Raw genomic sequence first — 14,587 nt, 5'->3', positions numbered from 1 at the left:
CCCGCCCCTCGAAGCCTATGCCCGCCCGCCGGTCTCCAGTGCCCCGGCCGCCCCGGCTGCATCCGCTGCACCGGCCGCCCGGGCGGTCACGGTCCGGCGGCCGGCGTGGGTGGGCCCGGGGACGCGGCAGCCGCTCCCGCGGGCCGGCGTCCCCGACGAGGCGGCCGTCACCCCGCGGGCCGCGCGGGCTAGGATCCGGGCCATGGCCCTGACCGTGGACGACGTGGAACGGTTCGAGGCCTCCAGGTCCCGCCTGGAGGCCATCGCCTATCGCCTGCTCGGTTCGGCGAGCGAGGCCGAGGACGCCGTGCAGGAGACGTTCCTGCGCTGGCAGGGCGCCGACGTCGCGCGCATCGAGGTGCCCGAGGCCTGGCTGACGAAGGTCCTCACCAACCTGTGCCTCAACCAGCTCACCTCCGCCCGCGCCCGGCGCGAGACCTACGTCGGCCAGTGGCTCCCCGAGCCGCTGCTCGCCGGGGACCCGATGCTCGGCCCCGCCGACACCGCCGAACAGCGCGAGTCGGTGTCGTACGCGGTCCTCACGCTGCTGGAGCGGCTGTCGCCCGGCGAGCGGGCGGTGTACGTGCTGCGGGAGGCCTTCGACTACCCGCACCGGGAGATCGCCGGGATCCTCGACATCACCGAGACCGCCAGCCAGCAGTTGTTCCACCGCGCCAAGAAGCACGTCGCCGACGGCAGGGCCCGTACCGAGATCGACGAGGCCGCCGCCCGGCGGATCGTCGACGAGTTCCTCGCGGCCGCCACCAGCGGCCGGACCGAGCCGCTCGTACGGCTGCTCACCCAGGACGCCGTCTCGATCGGTGACGGCGGCGGCAAGGTCCCGGCCCGCGCCAGGGCGTTCGAGGGCGCGCTCGCGGTCGCGAAGTTCCTGCGCGGCCTGTTCAGGCCCGGCAAGGCCAAGCGCGCCCTGGTCGGCGACTCGGCCGAGATGTACCCCACGGTCGCCAACGGCGACCCCGCGGTCGTCGTGGTCGTCGACGGCCGCGTCGTCGGCGTCATGTGCCTGGAGGTCACCCCGGAGGGCATCGCCGGGCTCCGCAACCAGGTCAACCCCGACAAGCTCGAACGCGCGACGCGGCACTGGGCGGCCACCGGCCACGGCGAGCCCGTCCGCGTCACGTTCTGACGCGGGTGTGAGCTGCTTCACATCGCGTTCCTGTCAGGAAACGCGGGGCCGTCCGGTTCAAGGGGCGAACCCGCTCAAGACAGGAGCATGGAGATGCAGCACCGCATCATCGTCCTCGGAGCCGGATACTCCGGAGCCGTCGCCGCCGGGCGCCTCGCCAAGCGGCTGCACCGCGAAGACGTCGCCATCACCCTCGTCAACGCCGAGCCCGACTTCGTCGAGCGCGTGCGGATGCACCAGCTCGCGGTCGGCCAGGACCTCAGGCCCCGGCCCTTCGCCGAGATGTTCGCGGGCACCGGCGTGGAGCTGAAGCTCGCCAGGGTCACCGCCGTGGACGCCGACCGCCGGACGGTCACCGTCACCGGCCCGGACGCCGTCACCGGCCCGGACGCCGTCACCGGCCCGGACGCCGGCACCGGCACCGACGCCGGTACGGACACCGCCGAGGAGGAACTGGAGTACGACACCCTCGTGTACGCCCTCGGCAGCGCCTGGAACGACCAGGGCGTCCCCGGCACCGCCGAGCACGCCCACGAGATCGCGAGCCGCCCCGGAGCCCTCCGGCTGCGCGAGCGCCTGGCCCGCCTGGACGCCGGACAGCCCGTGGTCGTGGTCGGCGGCGGCCTCACCGGTGTGGAGGCCGCGACCGAGATCGCCGAGGCCCGCCCCGACCTCGACGTCGCCCTCGCCGTCCGCGGCGGCCTCGGCGACTGGCTCTCCCCCAGGGGCCGCGGGCACCTGCGCAAGGTCTTCGACGAACTCGGCATCACCGTGCACGAGCACGCCGCCGTCACCGTCGTGGACGCCGACCGCGTCACCACCGCCGACGGCACGTCCGTACCGGCCGCGGTCACCGTGTGGACCACCGGCTTCGCCGTCCACCCGGTCGCGCGGGCCACCACCCTGGAGGTCACCGACACCGGCCAGGTCGTCGTCGACCGGACCATGCGCTCGGTCTCCCACCCGGACGTGTACGCCGTCGGCGACGCGGCCGGGGTCACGGGTCCCGCCGGCAAGCCGCTGCGCATGTCGTGCGCCTCGGGCGTGCCCACCGCCTGGCAGGCCGCCGACGCCATCGCGGCCCGCCTGACCGGCGGGAAGATCCCGGAGGTGCCCCTGCGCTACTTCAACCAGTGCGTCTCCCTGGGCCGCAGGCAGGGCCTGATCCAGTACGTCACCGCCGACGACCGGGCCGTCCGCGCGGCCCTGACCGGACGCACCGCCGCCCTCTACAAGGAACTGGTCTGCAAGGGCGCGGCCTGGGGAGTGGCCAACCCCACCATGGGCCTGCCGACCCGCCGCCGCCGGGTCGTGGGGAAGGCGGCGCGCACGGCGGCCCCGGTCGGGACGCCGGCCTGACGGGCGGCGCGCGGAACACCGGTCCGGTGACCGGTTCGGCCCCGTGACGGGCGGTGCACGGTGACCGGCTCGGCCCCGTGACGGGCGGCGCGCGGAACACCGGTCCGGTGACCGGTTCGGCCCCGTGACGCGCCCGGTTCCGGTGACCGGTCCGGTTCCGGTGACCCGGCCGGGTGACTCCTCCTACACTCGCCGTCACACACCGTGCCGACGGGAGGGGGGCCGGATGGCGCCGGACGCGATGGCCGGGCCGGGGGGCGACGCGGTGCCGGGCCCGACGCTGGACAGACTGCTGTCGGTCATGGGGGCCGGTGCGCTGGAGCTGTGCGTGGCTCCGCGCGGCCTCGGGGTCGTGGTCGAGGGAGTCACGGTGCTGGACCCGCTGGACCGGGGGCCGGCACGGGGGCAGGTGCTGCTGGCGGTGGGCGTCGACCCGCAGTCGGCCGCCGCCGTCGACGCCGTGCGCGAAGCCGCCGGATCGGGCGCCGTCGCGGTGGTGTTCGGGCAGGGCAGGTCGGGGCGGCCCCCCGAGGCGCTGCGGGCGGCGGCCGAGGACAGCGGGACGGCGCTGCTGCTGCGGACGGCGTGGTGCGGCTGGACCGAGCTGGTCGGGGCGCTGCGGGCCGGTCTGGTCCTGTCCGGGGCGCCCGCCGATCCGGCGGTGTCCGCCGTGCCGCCGGGCGACCTGAACGGGCTGGCCGACGCGGTCGCGGTCCTGGTCGGCGGCGCGGTGACGATCGAGGACCTGGAGTCCCGCGTCCTGGCCTACTCGTCCACGAAGGAGGAGGTGGACGAGCTGCGCCGGCTGACGATCCTCGGCCGCCGGGTGCCGGAGTGGCGGGTCTCCGCCATGCGGGAGGCCGGGTTCTTCCGGGCCCTGTGGGGGTCGGGGGACGTCATCCACCGTCCGGCGCACGGGGACGACCCCGAACGCCTGGTGGTGGCCGTCCGGGCGGGCGGCGAGGTCCTCGGCTCGATCTGGGTGGCGGCCGCGGGCGGCGACCTCCCGCCGCACGCCTCCGAGACCCTGCGGTCGGCGGCACGGGTGGCCGCCGCGCACCTGCTGCACCACCGGTCCCACCGCTCGCACGCCCGCCTGGCCGAGGACGCGGCCCGCGCCCTGCTCGACGGGCGCGGATCCGCCGCCGTCCTGGCCGAACGCACCGGGATACCGGCGCGGGGGCACTGTGCCGCGCTGGCGGTACGCACCGGAGCGTCCGGCAGGGCCGAGGAGACCGGAAAGCTGTGCGCGCTGCTGGCGGTGCGGTGCGGCGCGTACGACGTCACCCCGGTGGTGCTGCCGGTCGACCGGGGCGCCCTGGTCCTGCTCGGCGCGCTGCACCAGGACGTGCGGCGGGCCCGCGAGCAGGTGGCGCGGACGGGGGCGGCACTGGTGCGGCAGGTGGCCGACACGTTCGGACCCGACGTGAGGATCGGCCTGGGCACCGTGGTCGAGACCCTGGCGGACCTGCCCGGGTCCCGCCGGTCGGCGGACCTGGCGCTGCGGGCCCTGCTCTCGCCGGGAGAGCACCGCACCGTCGCCTTCGCGAGCGAGGTGGCCGAGACCATCGCCCTGAACCAGATGCTGGACGCGCTGACGGGGACGGCGCCGGCCCCGGACACGCCGGTGGCGCGACTGCTGGCGTACGACGCCGGGCACGGCGGGGGCACGATGGTGCGGACCCTGCGCGCCTACCTCGACCACTTCGGCCATGTGCCGGACACCGCGCGGGCTCTGGGCGTGCACGCCAACAGCCTGCGGCACCGGATCGGCCGGCTCACCGAGGTGTCCGGGCTCGACCTCGGCAGCCCGGACGCCCGGCTCCTCGCCCAGCTGCAACTGCGGCTGCTGGAGCGTGACGGCGAGCAGGCCTGAGCCCCGGGCGTGAGCCGTGGTGCGTGTGCCGTGGTGCGCCGCCACGAAGAAGGCGCGGCTCCTTCGTGCCCGCGCACCACGGCGGCCGCCCTCCGCCCGCGGGTTCGCTCCCCGGTGAGAAGCGCGGGGCGCGACACCGGAGCTCCCGACGAAGACGCCCGCACCGCCGCGCGGGGAGCCTGGTGGTCCCGCCGCACGGCAAGCGCGCGGCGGTCGTGACCCGAGGCTCCGGGAAGGTGCGGGATGAGCGTTTCTGCCAGGAACAGTGCCAGGAACAGCAGGTACGGGGGCGGGACCGGGGCGGACCGGCGTGAGCGCATCCTGCGGGCGGCCGTCCGGCAGGGACTCCTGGACCCCGACGCGGCGCTGCTGGCCGGGTTCGTCGACCTCGACGGCGTCGGAGGGACCGTCGCCTCCCTGCGGAACGCGTTCCCCGACTCCCTCCGGGTCCTGCACGCGTTCGCGGCCAAGGCGAACTGCCTGGTCCCCGTCCTGGAGGAACTGCGCCGGGGCGGCATGGGCTGCGAGGTGGCCAGCGCCGGCGAACTGGCCCGGGCGCTGGAGGCCGGCTTCGACCCCGCGCACATCGTGTTCGACTCCCCGGCCAAGACCCGGGCGGAACTGACCCGCGCCCTGAGCCTCGGCGTCGCCGTGAACGCGGACAGTTTCCAGGAACTGGCGCGCATCGACGACATCCTCGCCACCCGCGACACCGGCTCCCGGATCGGCGTGCGCGTCAACCCCCAGGTCGGCGGCGGCTCGATCAGTGCCATGAGCACGGCCACCGCGACCTCCAAGTTCGGCGTCCCTCTGACGGACGAGGGCAACCGGCGGCGTCTGCTGCGGGCGTACCGCGACCGTCCCTGGCTCACCTGGGTGCACACGCACGTCGGCTCGCAGGGCTGCCCCCTGGACCTGATCGCCGAGGGCGTCGCGCAGGCGGTGGCGTTCGCCGAGGAGGTCAACGCCCGCCTCGGCCGCCGGCAGGTCACCGGCATCGACATCGGGGGAGGACTGCCCGTCAACTTCGCCGACGACGAGACGACCCCCGGCTTCGACACCTACGTGGACCGCCTGCGCGAACACGCCCCGGCCCTGTTCTCCGGCGCCTACGAGATCGTCACCGAGTTCGGCCGCTCCGTCCTGGCCAAGAACGGGTTCATGGCCGCGTACGTCGAGTACACCAAGACCGTCGGCGGCCGCCCCATCGCCATCACCCACGCCGGCGCCCAGGTCGCCACCCGCACCGTGTTCGCGCCCGACGCCTGGCCCCTGCGGATCGAGGCCTACGACCCCGGCGGCACCGCCAAGCGGGGCCGGCCCGTCGCCCAGGACGTCGCGGGCCCGTGCTGCTTCGCCGGCGACCTGCTGGCCCGCGACCGCGAGCTGCCCCTCCTCGACGCCGGCGACCTCGTCGTCGTACCGGACACCGGCGCCTACTACTTCTCCACGCCGTTCCACTACAACAGCCTGCCCGAGCCCGCCGTCCACGGCGCCCGGGTCGACGCCGACGGCCACGTCACCTTCCGCCCGCTCCGCCCCGCCCCGACCGCCGGCCACGCCGCCCCGGTTCTCGCGGGGCGATGACCGGCTCTCCGCAGAAAGGCAGGTGCAGCAGCCATGAACGTACGGCGCGCCCGACCGGGGTGCCCCACGGAGCCGCCCCGGCGGGAAGCCGTCCGACGACGGCTGTCCGCCACGGCCGCACGCTGCCGCCGTACGGCGTGCGACCTCGTGCGGTGGCTCTCCCGCCGGCGCCGCACAGCGGCCGACCAGTTCCTGCGGGGTGCCTGCTACGGCGCCGGCACGGCCGTGGCCGGTCTCCTGGCGGTATGGCTGCAGACCCGCTGACGGCACTGGTGCGCGGGCGAACCCGCGAACCCGTGAATCCGCGGACCCGCGGACACGTGGTCGACGAGGAGGGCCCACCCGCTTCTCGCGGATCCTGATCACGCGGTGCGCAGCTCCCGGCTGCTCCTCCGCGTCCCTGTACGGGCCCCTCCCCGTCACCCACAGCACACCACGGGCGCCACCGCGCGCAGAAGGGCCGGACGGTCCCCCGCCCGGGACCGGACGGGTACTGGCGCGGCCCCGGATCCGGGCGGGGGACGCGTTGCCGCCGCGGGGAGATGCCGGTCGGCCCGGGCGACGGCACCACCCGGCCCCGCGCCGAAGGGCGGCGACGGGGTGACCCTGGAGGTGGGAGCGAACGCGTTCCCCAGGAGTCGGGCGTGTGGCGGGAGGCGCGATGAGCGGTCTGGTGGTCGTCGGTGTGGACGGGGCGGAGACGAGTCTCGCCGCGGTGGAGGCGGCGGCGCGGGAGGCTCGGGCGCGGGGTGCGGGCCTGCGGATCGTGCACGCGTTCATCTGGCCCGCGATGCACGTGCCCACGGGTCCCTCGCCGCTGGGGCCGCCCGAGGGCGGGATCCGCAACGCGGTCGACCGTCTGACGGCCGAGGCGGTCGAGCGTGCGCGGGCGACGGCGCCGGAGGTCGACGTCCGGCACGCGGTGGTGAGCGGTGAGCCGCTGACGGTCCTGGAGGCGCAGTCGCGCGAGGCCGAGCTGGTGGTCGTCGGGTCGCGGGGGATGGGCGGGTTCGTCGGGCTCCTGGTCGGGTCGACCGCGGTGCACCTGGCCGCGCACGGCCGGTGTCCGGTGCTGGTGGTGCGCGAGCCGGCCCGTGCCGACGGCCCGGTCGTCGTGGGCGTCGACGGCTCGGCGGCGGGCCGGCGGGCGGTGGACTTCGCGTTCGCCGAGGCGGAGCTGCGGAAGGCGCCGCTGATGGCGCTGCACGCCTGGACCACGTGGAACGCGCCGCTGCCCCCGCCGCCGGACGCCTCGCAGCCGTACGCGAACCCGCCGGGCGCCCTCGCGAGTGAGGAGGAGCGCCTGCTGTCCGAGGCGCTCGCCGGCTGCCGCGAGCGGTGGCCCGACGTGGTGGTGGACCACAGGGTGGTGCACGGTGGCGCACGGGAGGCGCTGATCGAGGCGAGCCGGTCCGCGCAGCTGGTCGTGGTCGCCGCCCGGGGCCGCGGCGGTTTCACCGGCCTGCTGCTCGGCTCCGTCAGCCAGGCCCTGCTGCATCACGCCCACTGCCCGGTCGCGGTGGTGCGGGGAGCGGACCCGTCTCACTGACCGCGCCCGGCCCGCGCCCCGGCGCGCCGTCCCGTGGTGCGGACGGGCGGGGGGCCGCCGGCCGGGTGGGCGCGAACCGGGTGAGGACGGGCCCGCAGACGGCGAGGAGCATCACGTAGGTGGTGACGAGGGCCGCGAGGCGGCTCTCGCCGGGTGCGGCCAGGCCGATGATGACGACGGAGAACTCACCGCGGGCGATGAGCGCGGTTCCGGCCCGCAGCCGGCCGCGCCGGCCCGCGCCGTCGCGGCGGGCGGCGTACCCGCCGGAGACCACCTTGGTGGCCGCCGTGACCACCGCCAGCGCGGTGGCGGCCGGCAGCATCGGCGGCAGGTCGGCGGGATCGACGGACAGGCCGAGCGCCAGGAAGAACACGGCGGCGAACAGGTCGCGCAGCGGGCTGAGCACGGCCCGGGCCCGGTCGGCGGCGGTTCCGGTCAGCGTGAGTCCGATCAGGAAGGCGCCGACGGCGGCCGACACGTGGATGAGCTCGGCCAGCGCGGCGACGATCAGGGTGATGCCGAGGACCCTGAGGAGTACCTGCTCGGGATCGGGATGGGCGAGGACCCGGCCGACGTGGTGGCCCCACCGCCAGGACGCGCCCATGGCCGCGGTGACGGCCGCCAGGGCCGCCGCGACGGTGAGCAGCGCCTGCCACCAGGTGCCGCCGGAGGCGACGACCGCGAGCAGCGGAAGGTAGGCGGCCATCACGAAGTCCTCCACCACCAGCACGGACAGCACCGCCGGGGTCTCCCGGTTGCCCAGCCGCCGCAGGTCGGCGAGCAGGCGGGCGATGATGCCCGAGGAGGAGACGTAGGTGGCGCCCGCGAGCGCGAGGATCCCGCCCGCGTCCAGCCCGAGCAGCAGCCCGGCCACGGCGCCGGGCGCGGCGTTGAGGACGAGGTCGACGGCCGCGGAGGTGCGGTGGCGGCGGACACTGGCGGTGAACTCCCGGACGGTGAAGTCCAGGCCCAGCGTCAGCAGCAGCAGGATCACCCCGATCGAGGCGCCGGTGTCGACGAAGTCCCGGGCGGCCGGGACCGGGGCGAGGCCGCCGTCGCCCAGGGCCAGCCCGGCCACCAGGTACAGCGGTACGGGCGAGAGCGCGAAACGCCGCGCGACCGTGCCGAGCAGGCTCAGGGCGGTCAGGATGACGCCCAGTTCCAGCAGCAGGGCGACGGGTGTGTGCACCGGTCAGCCCTGGACGATGCGCTGGACCCCGGCGATGCCCTCGTGGGTGCCGATCACCACCAGGACGTCACCGGCGCGCAGGGTCTGGCCCGGCCCCGGTGAGGCGATCACGTCCTCGCCGCGGACGACGGCCACGATCGAGGCGCCGGTGCGGGTCCGGGCCCGGGTGTCGCCCAGGGCGTGACCGGCGAACGGGCTGCCCGGACCCACGGTGACCTGTCCGGCGCTCAGGCCGGGCACCTCGCGGGTCAGGTCGGCGAACCGCTCCGCGATGCGCGGGGCGCCCAGGATCTCGGCGAGGGCGTCGGCCTCCTGACCGGTGAGCCGGACGACCGGCTGGGCCTCGTCCGGGTCGTCGCCGGGATACACCACCAGCTCGAAGTCGCCCGAGCGCTGGGCGACGACCCCGATCCGGTCGCCCTCGTGGTTGACGAACTCGTAGCGCAGTCCCACGCCGGGCAGCAGCACCTCGTTGACGTCCATGTGGATCTCCCCGCCACTCGTGATTCCGGGTCTTCCGCGCGGACCCGTGGTCCCGCGGTCCCGCCGTGACCACGTCTTCGGCAGGCTCCGCCGGGCACTCAAGTCCCCGTACGCGGCCGGCCGGCCCGCGCCGGTCGTGATCGGTGTCCCGGCCGTGCGGGGGTGCCCGGCAGGGCCGAGCGGCCCGCGGAACGGCCCGGCGTCCGGTGGACGCGGCGGGTGTCCGGGCCGAGGCTGGGAAGAGGAAGAGGCGCACGTCGGCGGCCTCGCGGACGGGAGGACCCCGTGACCGGTCCGGTGATCGTGGGTGTGGACGGATCCGCCTCCGGCCTCGGCGCGGTGGCCGTCGCGGCCCGCGAGGCGCACCTGCGCGGGGTGCCCCTGCGCATCGTGCACGCCTTCGGCCACGGGGGCGGACACCTGCCGGGCGGCGCGCCACCGTGGAACCCGGCCGGCCACGGCCTGGGGCCGATGACGCACGGAGCGCCGGCCCGCGCCGAGGAGCGTGCCCGCGAGGTCGCGCCGGACATCGAGATCACCCGGTCGGTGGTGGCCGGGGAGGCGCTCGAGGTGCTGGAGATCGAGTCGCGGTCGGCGTCGCTGGCGGTGGTCGGCAGCCGGGGACTGGGCGGCTTCGCCGGGCTGCTGCTCGGCTCGACGGCGGTGCAGCTCGCCGCCCACGGCCGGTGCCCGCTGATGGTGGTGCGCGGCCGCCCCGATCCGGCCGGTCCGGTGGTGCTGGCGGTGGACGGCTCCCCGGCCGGCGAGGCGGCGGCGGGGTTCGCGTTCGCCGAGGCGGCACTGCGCGAGGCGCCGCTGGTGGCCCTGCACGTGTGGAACACCTGGAGCGAGCGCGCCTACGAGGGCCCCGGCGACCCCCTGAACGCCGTGGTGGCCGACGCCGACCGGCTGAGTGCCGAGGAGCGGCGCCTGCTGGACGGGACGGTGGCTCCCCACCGGCAGGCCTTCCCCCAGGTCGAGGTGGAACGGCGGCTGGTGCGTTCCCGGATCCGCCCTGCCCTCCTCGACGCCACCCGAGGGGCCCAACTGGTGGTGGTCGGCGCCCGGGGCCGCGGCGGTTTCACCGGCCTGCTGCTCGGCTCCGTCAGCCAGGCCCTGCTGCACCACGCCCACTGCCCCGTCACGATCGCCCGCGGCGAGGAGTGACCGCGGCCTGGACGCCCGCGCGCTTGGATGCCCGCGCGCTTGGATGCCCGCGCGCTTGGATGCCCGCGCGCCCAGACGCCCGCCGGCCCGGACGCGCTCCGGGACGCCCGGACGCCGGCCCGGACGCCGGCCCGGACGCCCGCGCTCCGGGACGTCCGCGCGCTGGCCCGGACGCGCGCCCGGACGCCCGGACGCCCGGACGCCGGCCCGGACACCCGCGCGCCGGCCCGGACGCCCGGACGCCCGCGCGGCCGGGCCCTCTCGCCGGACCCGCCGGGCCCTCTCGTCGGATCCGCCGGGCCTTCCCGCCGGTGCCGGGAACGACCCCGCCCGCCCCCCGCGGTCGTCCTCAGCTCCGCGGTCCTCGCCGTGGGCACCGCGGGAACGGCCGTGGCCGACCCCGCCAGGACGCTTCCGGTGAAGTCGGACGGAGACGCCCTCGTGGACGGCGTCCGCCGGCGCGTCCACGTCTCCGCCCCGACCGGCGGCAGGATCGCCGTCACCGACTGCGCGGGCGCCGTGAAGGCGGCGCCGACCGGACTCTCCGGCGTGACCTGCCTCGCCCTGTCCGCCGGCTCCGGGCAGGTGTACGCGGCCGTGACGAACGGCGACCGGATCGTGCCGGTGGACCGGCACCGAACCCGCTCGGTCGACATCGCGCCGGAGGGGGTGACGCACCGTCACTCTTCGTCTCCGTAAGCCCCTTGGGGTGCCCTGCCCCTCGGGTGCGGTGAACTCCTGTCGGCGAGAAGCGATTTGTGTACGCGTTCGTACGATTTCGCACGCGAACTGTTGTTCCCGTGCCATCATCGCGAGGCAGAGGTTGATCACCCGGTGGACCACCCGAGCCGTCATGCCGAAGGCGGTGCGCCGGGTCCGAGGAAGGATGTCGCCCCGGATGGGCAGACCCGTTCCCCCGCACTCCCGTGTCCGCGCGCCGCACCGGCTGCTGTGGCCCGTCACGGCCGCCGCCGGAGCCGCCCTCGTCGCCGCCACCGTGCACCCCCCGCCCCAGGCTCCGCCGGACGCGGTGCCGGTCGCGTCCGTGACCTGCTCCGCCGGGGTGTGGAAGGCCGACTACTACGCCAACGCCACCCTCACCGGCGCACCCCGCAAGTCCCTGTGCGACACCTCCGTCAACGAGAGCTGGGGCCGGGGCCATCCCGCCGGCATATCGCTGCCCGACGACCGTTTCGGCGTCCGCTGGACGATGCGCCGCAACTTCGGCGGGGGCGGCCCCTTCCTGCTGAAGACCGCGGCCCAGGACGGCGTCCGGGTCTGGATCGACGGCAAGCGCCGCGTCAGCCTGTGGCGCGACTACACCTCCACCCGGCGCACGAGCGTCAAGGTGACCGTGCCCGCCGGGACGCACACCGTGCGCGTCGACTACGTGGCGCTCACGGGTCCGGCCAACGTCTCCGTCGGCCTCACCCCGACCACGCCGGACCGGACCGCCCCGCTGGCCCCCGCCTCCGTGAAGGCGGCGCGCGGCGACGGCCGGGCCACCCTCGGCTGGGCCCGCAACGCCGAGGCGGACATCGCCGGTTACCGGGTCTACCGCTCCACCACCACCCCCGTGGCGATCGACACCGCCCACCGGGTCAGCGGTTCCGCTCTGCTCACCGGCACCTCGTTCACCTCGACCGGGCTGCGCAACGGCACCACGTACCGGTTCGCCGTCACCGCCGTGGACCGCTCCGGCAACCAGTCCCGCGCCTCGGCAGCAGTGTCGGCCGTCCCGGCCGACACCACCCCGCCGAAGGCCCCCGACCTCCTGGGCGCCGACGGCTACGGCGACATCGACCTCAACGGCAACGGCCTGCCCGACCCCGACGACGACCTCGGTGAGAACCACCTGAGCTGGGGCCCCAGTGGGGACGACGACCACAGCACGCGGGACGCGTTCGCCGGCTACCACGTCTACCGCGCCACCGCCCCCGGCGGCCCGTGGACGAGGATCCGGAGCGCCGACGCCCGAGTCGTCCAGGACAACGCCCACGCCGACAAGGACGCCCCGATCGGCGTCACCGCGTACTACCGGGTGACGGCAGTCGACACCGCCGGCAACGAGTCCGCCCCGGCCACCACCGAGCCCGGTGAGTACGCCCCGGCCGTCGCCTCCGCGCTCCGCCCCGACACCGGCCTCCACCCGCCGCAGCGGCCCACCGGCCTCACCGGCGGACTGAACGGCGGCGACGCCGTGCTGGACTGGGCCGACAACCCGGTCGGCAGCCCCGTGCACGGTTTGACCGCCGGCTACCAGGTGCAGTCCGCCGCCTCCGCCTCCGGCCCCTGGACCACGCGCGGCGGCGACGCACCGCTGACCGCCTCGCGGTTCACCGACACCACCCTGCCCGAGGGCGGCACCCGCCACTACCGGGTGCGCGCCGTCGGCAAGGCCGTCGACGCCGACACCCCGCGCGCGTACTCGGCCTGGACCGAGCCGGCCGAGGTCAGCCGCCCGCTGCCGCCGGACACCACCCCGCCGGCCGCGCCCGGCACGCCCGAGGTCACCGCACCCGAGGGGGGCACCACCGCCACCCTGGCCTGGACCACCAACGGCTGGCCGGGCTACGACCAGGACTTCGCCGGCTACCAGGTCACCCGCGGCACCGGCCCCGACGGCCCGTTCACCGACGCCGGCGACCTCCGCACACCCCAGTGCGCCGCCGTGCCGGACACCGAGGAACGGGTCCGCTGCACCCTCACCGACGGCCCGATCGCCGCCGACGCCACCCCGTACTACCGGGTCGTCGCGGTCGACCTGACGGGCAACCGCTCCTCCGGCACCGTGGTGCGGCTGCAGCGGCCGCTCCCGCCGGCGCCCAAGCCGCCCACGCCCACCGGACTGACCGCCACCCGCGTCGACGCCGGCATCCTCCTCGACTGGGACGACTCGCCCGCGTCGGAGGTCTACCTCTACTACCTGTACCGCACGACCTACGGCAGCCCCTGCGCGAGCGTCGACACCTTCCACACGGCCGACTCCCACTACGTCGACACCAGCCCCTGGCGCATGGCCCGTTACTGCCTGACGGTGCGCGGCTTCCAGGGCAACTACAGCGACCCGGTCTGGATCGACGTCAGCAACGAGCCCGTTCCCGCCCCGCAGACGCCCGACATGCCGGCCGCGACGGGTACCGCCGACGGCGTCCGGCTGACCTGGACCGTCAACGACCCGGCCGCGGCCCGCTACGAGATCTGGCGCCGCACCGAGACCGACCCCGAATACCTCAAGCAGGCCGACATCCCCGCGACGGACTCCCCGGAGTGGACCGACACCGGCGCGCCCGCCGGCGTGCCCTCCTGCTACCGGACCGTCGCCGTGAACGCGACGGGCGGCCGCTCGGGCCTGTCCGAGGACACCTGCGCGCTGCGCCCGTACCCCGACGGCACCGCACGCCCCGACCGGCCCGCGGGGCTCGCCGCCCGGCCGGACGGCGACCACGCGGTGCTGTCCTGGCAGCCCGCCCCCGGCGCCACCGGCTACCTCGTGTACCGGTACTGGGGCGACGACGCCCACCCCGGCACCCCGGTCCAGGACCAGCCCGTGACGGGCACCGCCGTCACCGACACCGCCGCACCCTCCCCGTCCTCCAACGCCTACTACGCGGTGGTCGCCGTGGACGCCGACGGTGTGCGCTCCGAGGCCGCGGTGCTGCCGTGGACGGGCGCCGGCTACGGCGCCTCCATGACCCTGGCCGCGAGCGGCTCGGCGGACGGCGTGCTGCTCACCTGGAAGTGGTCCTGCCAGAACGACTGGTGCCCGGCACCGTCCTCGGTCGCGGTCCAGCGCTGGAACCCCGGCACCCAGGTGTGGGACGAGCTGACCTCGACCCTGCCCGGTGCTGCCGTGTCCTACCTGGACACGGCAGCACCGGCCGGGGCCACGTCCTACTACCGGGTGCAGGTCTACGGCCAGGACGGCGACGTCCCCGGCCAGATGGGCTACGGAGCGGTCCCGGCGACCCGGCCGCCGGCGCCCGCCCCGAACTGACCACTGCCCCGAACCGACCTCCGCCCCGAACCGACACCCGTCCCGAGCCCGCCCCACCGCCCCGTCGCCCCGACGGGCGGCGGGGCGGGCTTCACCGTTCTCCGCCCGGGACCGCGCGCCGGGGCCGGACAGGCGACGCCGACGGCAGGGGCAGGGGGCAGGAGCAGGGGCGTGGACGGGGCGGGGGGCATATCGCTGCACATTTACCTTTTGTCGCTTCTAACCTGAAGAAT

Annotated in this window: 10 protein-coding genes; 8 read left to right on the top strand and 2 right to left on the bottom strand. The window is 76.0% G+C overall.

Annotated features, from left to right (window positions below; translation table 11 throughout):
• Positions 1 to 202 precede the first annotated feature (202 nt).
• The 5 genes from ACGFQC_RS10335 (at position 203) to ACGFQC_RS10315 (ending at position 7,518) form a co-directional block, all read left to right on the top strand.
• Positions 203 to 1,147, top strand: a complete 945-nt coding sequence (locus ACGFQC_RS10335) for an RNA polymerase sigma-70 factor (RefSeq protein ID WP_363087547.1) — start codon at positions 203 to 205, stop codon at positions 1,145 to 1,147.
• A gap of 93 nt (positions 1,148 to 1,240) precedes the next feature.
• Positions 1,241 to 2,506 (top strand): FAD-dependent oxidoreductase, encoded by a 1,266-nt coding sequence (locus ACGFQC_RS10330; protein ID WP_363087546.1) that lies wholly within the window; start codon positions 1,241 to 1,243, stop codon positions 2,504 to 2,506.
• A gap of 226 nt (positions 2,507 to 2,732) precedes the next feature.
• On the top strand, positions 2,733 to 4,382 hold the full coding sequence (locus tag ACGFQC_RS10325; RefSeq protein ID WP_363087545.1) for a helix-turn-helix domain-containing protein: 1,650 nt from the start codon (positions 2,733 to 2,735) through the stop codon (positions 4,380 to 4,382).
• 243 nt (positions 4,383 to 4,625) lie between these two features.
• Positions 4,626 to 5,969 (top strand): diaminopimelate decarboxylase, encoded by a 1,344-nt coding sequence (locus tag ACGFQC_RS10320; protein ID WP_363087544.1) that lies wholly within the window; start codon positions 4,626 to 4,628, stop codon positions 5,967 to 5,969.
• Between the two features lie 661 nt (positions 5,970 to 6,630).
• Positions 6,631 to 7,518 carry a universal stress protein gene (locus tag ACGFQC_RS10315; RefSeq protein ID WP_363087543.1) on the top strand — a complete coding sequence of 296 codons (888 nt, stop codon included), beginning with the start codon at positions 6,631 to 6,633 and terminating at the stop codon, positions 7,516 to 7,518.
• On the opposite strand, the gene ACGFQC_RS10310 is transcribed toward ACGFQC_RS10315, so the two are convergent.
• Positions 7,448 to 8,707 (bottom strand): cation:proton antiporter, encoded by a 1,260-nt coding sequence (locus ACGFQC_RS10310; protein ID WP_363087542.1) that lies wholly within the window; start codon positions 8,705 to 8,707, stop codon positions 7,448 to 7,450. The two genes, ACGFQC_RS10315 and ACGFQC_RS10310, sit on opposite strands and share 71 nt — an antisense overlap.
• A 3-nt stretch (positions 8,708 to 8,710) precedes the next feature.
• Positions 8,711 to 9,190: a cation:proton antiporter regulatory subunit gene (locus tag ACGFQC_RS10305; RefSeq protein ID WP_363087541.1), complete on the bottom strand. Its 480-nt coding sequence runs from the start codon at positions 9,188 to 9,190 to the stop codon at positions 8,711 to 8,713.
• A 285-nt stretch (positions 9,191 to 9,475) separates the two neighbouring features.
• On the opposite strand from ACGFQC_RS10305, the gene ACGFQC_RS10300 reads away from it, so the two are divergent.
• From ACGFQC_RS10300 to ACGFQC_RS10290, 3 genes are all read left to right on the top strand, one after another.
• Positions 9,476 to 10,357: a universal stress protein gene (locus tag ACGFQC_RS10300; protein ID WP_363087540.1), complete on the top strand. Its 882-nt coding sequence runs from the start codon at positions 9,476 to 9,478 to the stop codon at positions 10,355 to 10,357.
• A 417-nt stretch (positions 10,358 to 10,774) separates the two neighbouring features.
• On the top strand, positions 10,775 to 11,056 hold the full coding sequence (locus ACGFQC_RS10295; RefSeq protein ID WP_363087539.1) for a hypothetical protein: 282 nt from the start codon (positions 10,775 to 10,777) through the stop codon (positions 11,054 to 11,056).
• 199 nt (positions 11,057 to 11,255) lie between these two features.
• The gene (locus tag ACGFQC_RS10290) at positions 11,256 to 14,354 is read left to right on the top strand and encodes a fibronectin type III domain-containing protein (RefSeq protein ID WP_363087538.1); all 3,099 of its coding nucleotides are present in this window, start codon (positions 11,256 to 11,258) and stop codon (positions 14,352 to 14,354) included.
• Positions 14,355 to 14,587 lie beyond the last annotated feature (233 nt).

Origin of the sequence: Streptomyces sp. NPDC048734 (assembly GCF_043198675.1) — a bacterium.
Classification (GTDB): domain Bacteria; phylum Actinomycetota; class Actinomycetes; order Streptomycetales; family Streptomycetaceae; genus Streptomyces.
The sequence above is the reverse complement of the archived record's forward strand: the minus strand, read 5'-3'. Positions and strand labels throughout refer to the sequence as shown.

Coding starts and splice junctions, on each gene's coding strand:
- ACGFQC_RS10335 (WP_363087547.1), top strand. CDS start 203: ATGGCCCTGACCGTGGACGACGTGGAACGGTTCGAGGCCTCCAGGTCC.
- ACGFQC_RS10330 (WP_363087546.1), top strand. CDS start 1,241: ATGCAGCACCGCATCATCGTCCTCGGAGCCGGATACTCCGGAGCCGTC.
- ACGFQC_RS10325 (WP_363087545.1), top strand. CDS start 2,733: ATGGCGCCGGACGCGATGGCCGGGCCGGGGGGCGACGCGGTGCCGGGC.
- ACGFQC_RS10320 (WP_363087544.1), top strand. CDS start 4,626: ATGAGCGTTTCTGCCAGGAACAGTGCCAGGAACAGCAGGTACGGGGGC.
- ACGFQC_RS10315 (WP_363087543.1), top strand. CDS start 6,631: ATGAGCGGTCTGGTGGTCGTCGGTGTGGACGGGGCGGAGACGAGTCTC.
- ACGFQC_RS10305 (WP_363087541.1), bottom strand. CDS start 9,190: ATGGACGTCAACGAGGTGCTGCTGCCCGGCGTGGGACTGCGCTACGAG.
- ACGFQC_RS10290 (WP_363087538.1), top strand. CDS start 11,256: ATGGGCAGACCCGTTCCCCCGCACTCCCGTGTCCGCGCGCCGCACCGG.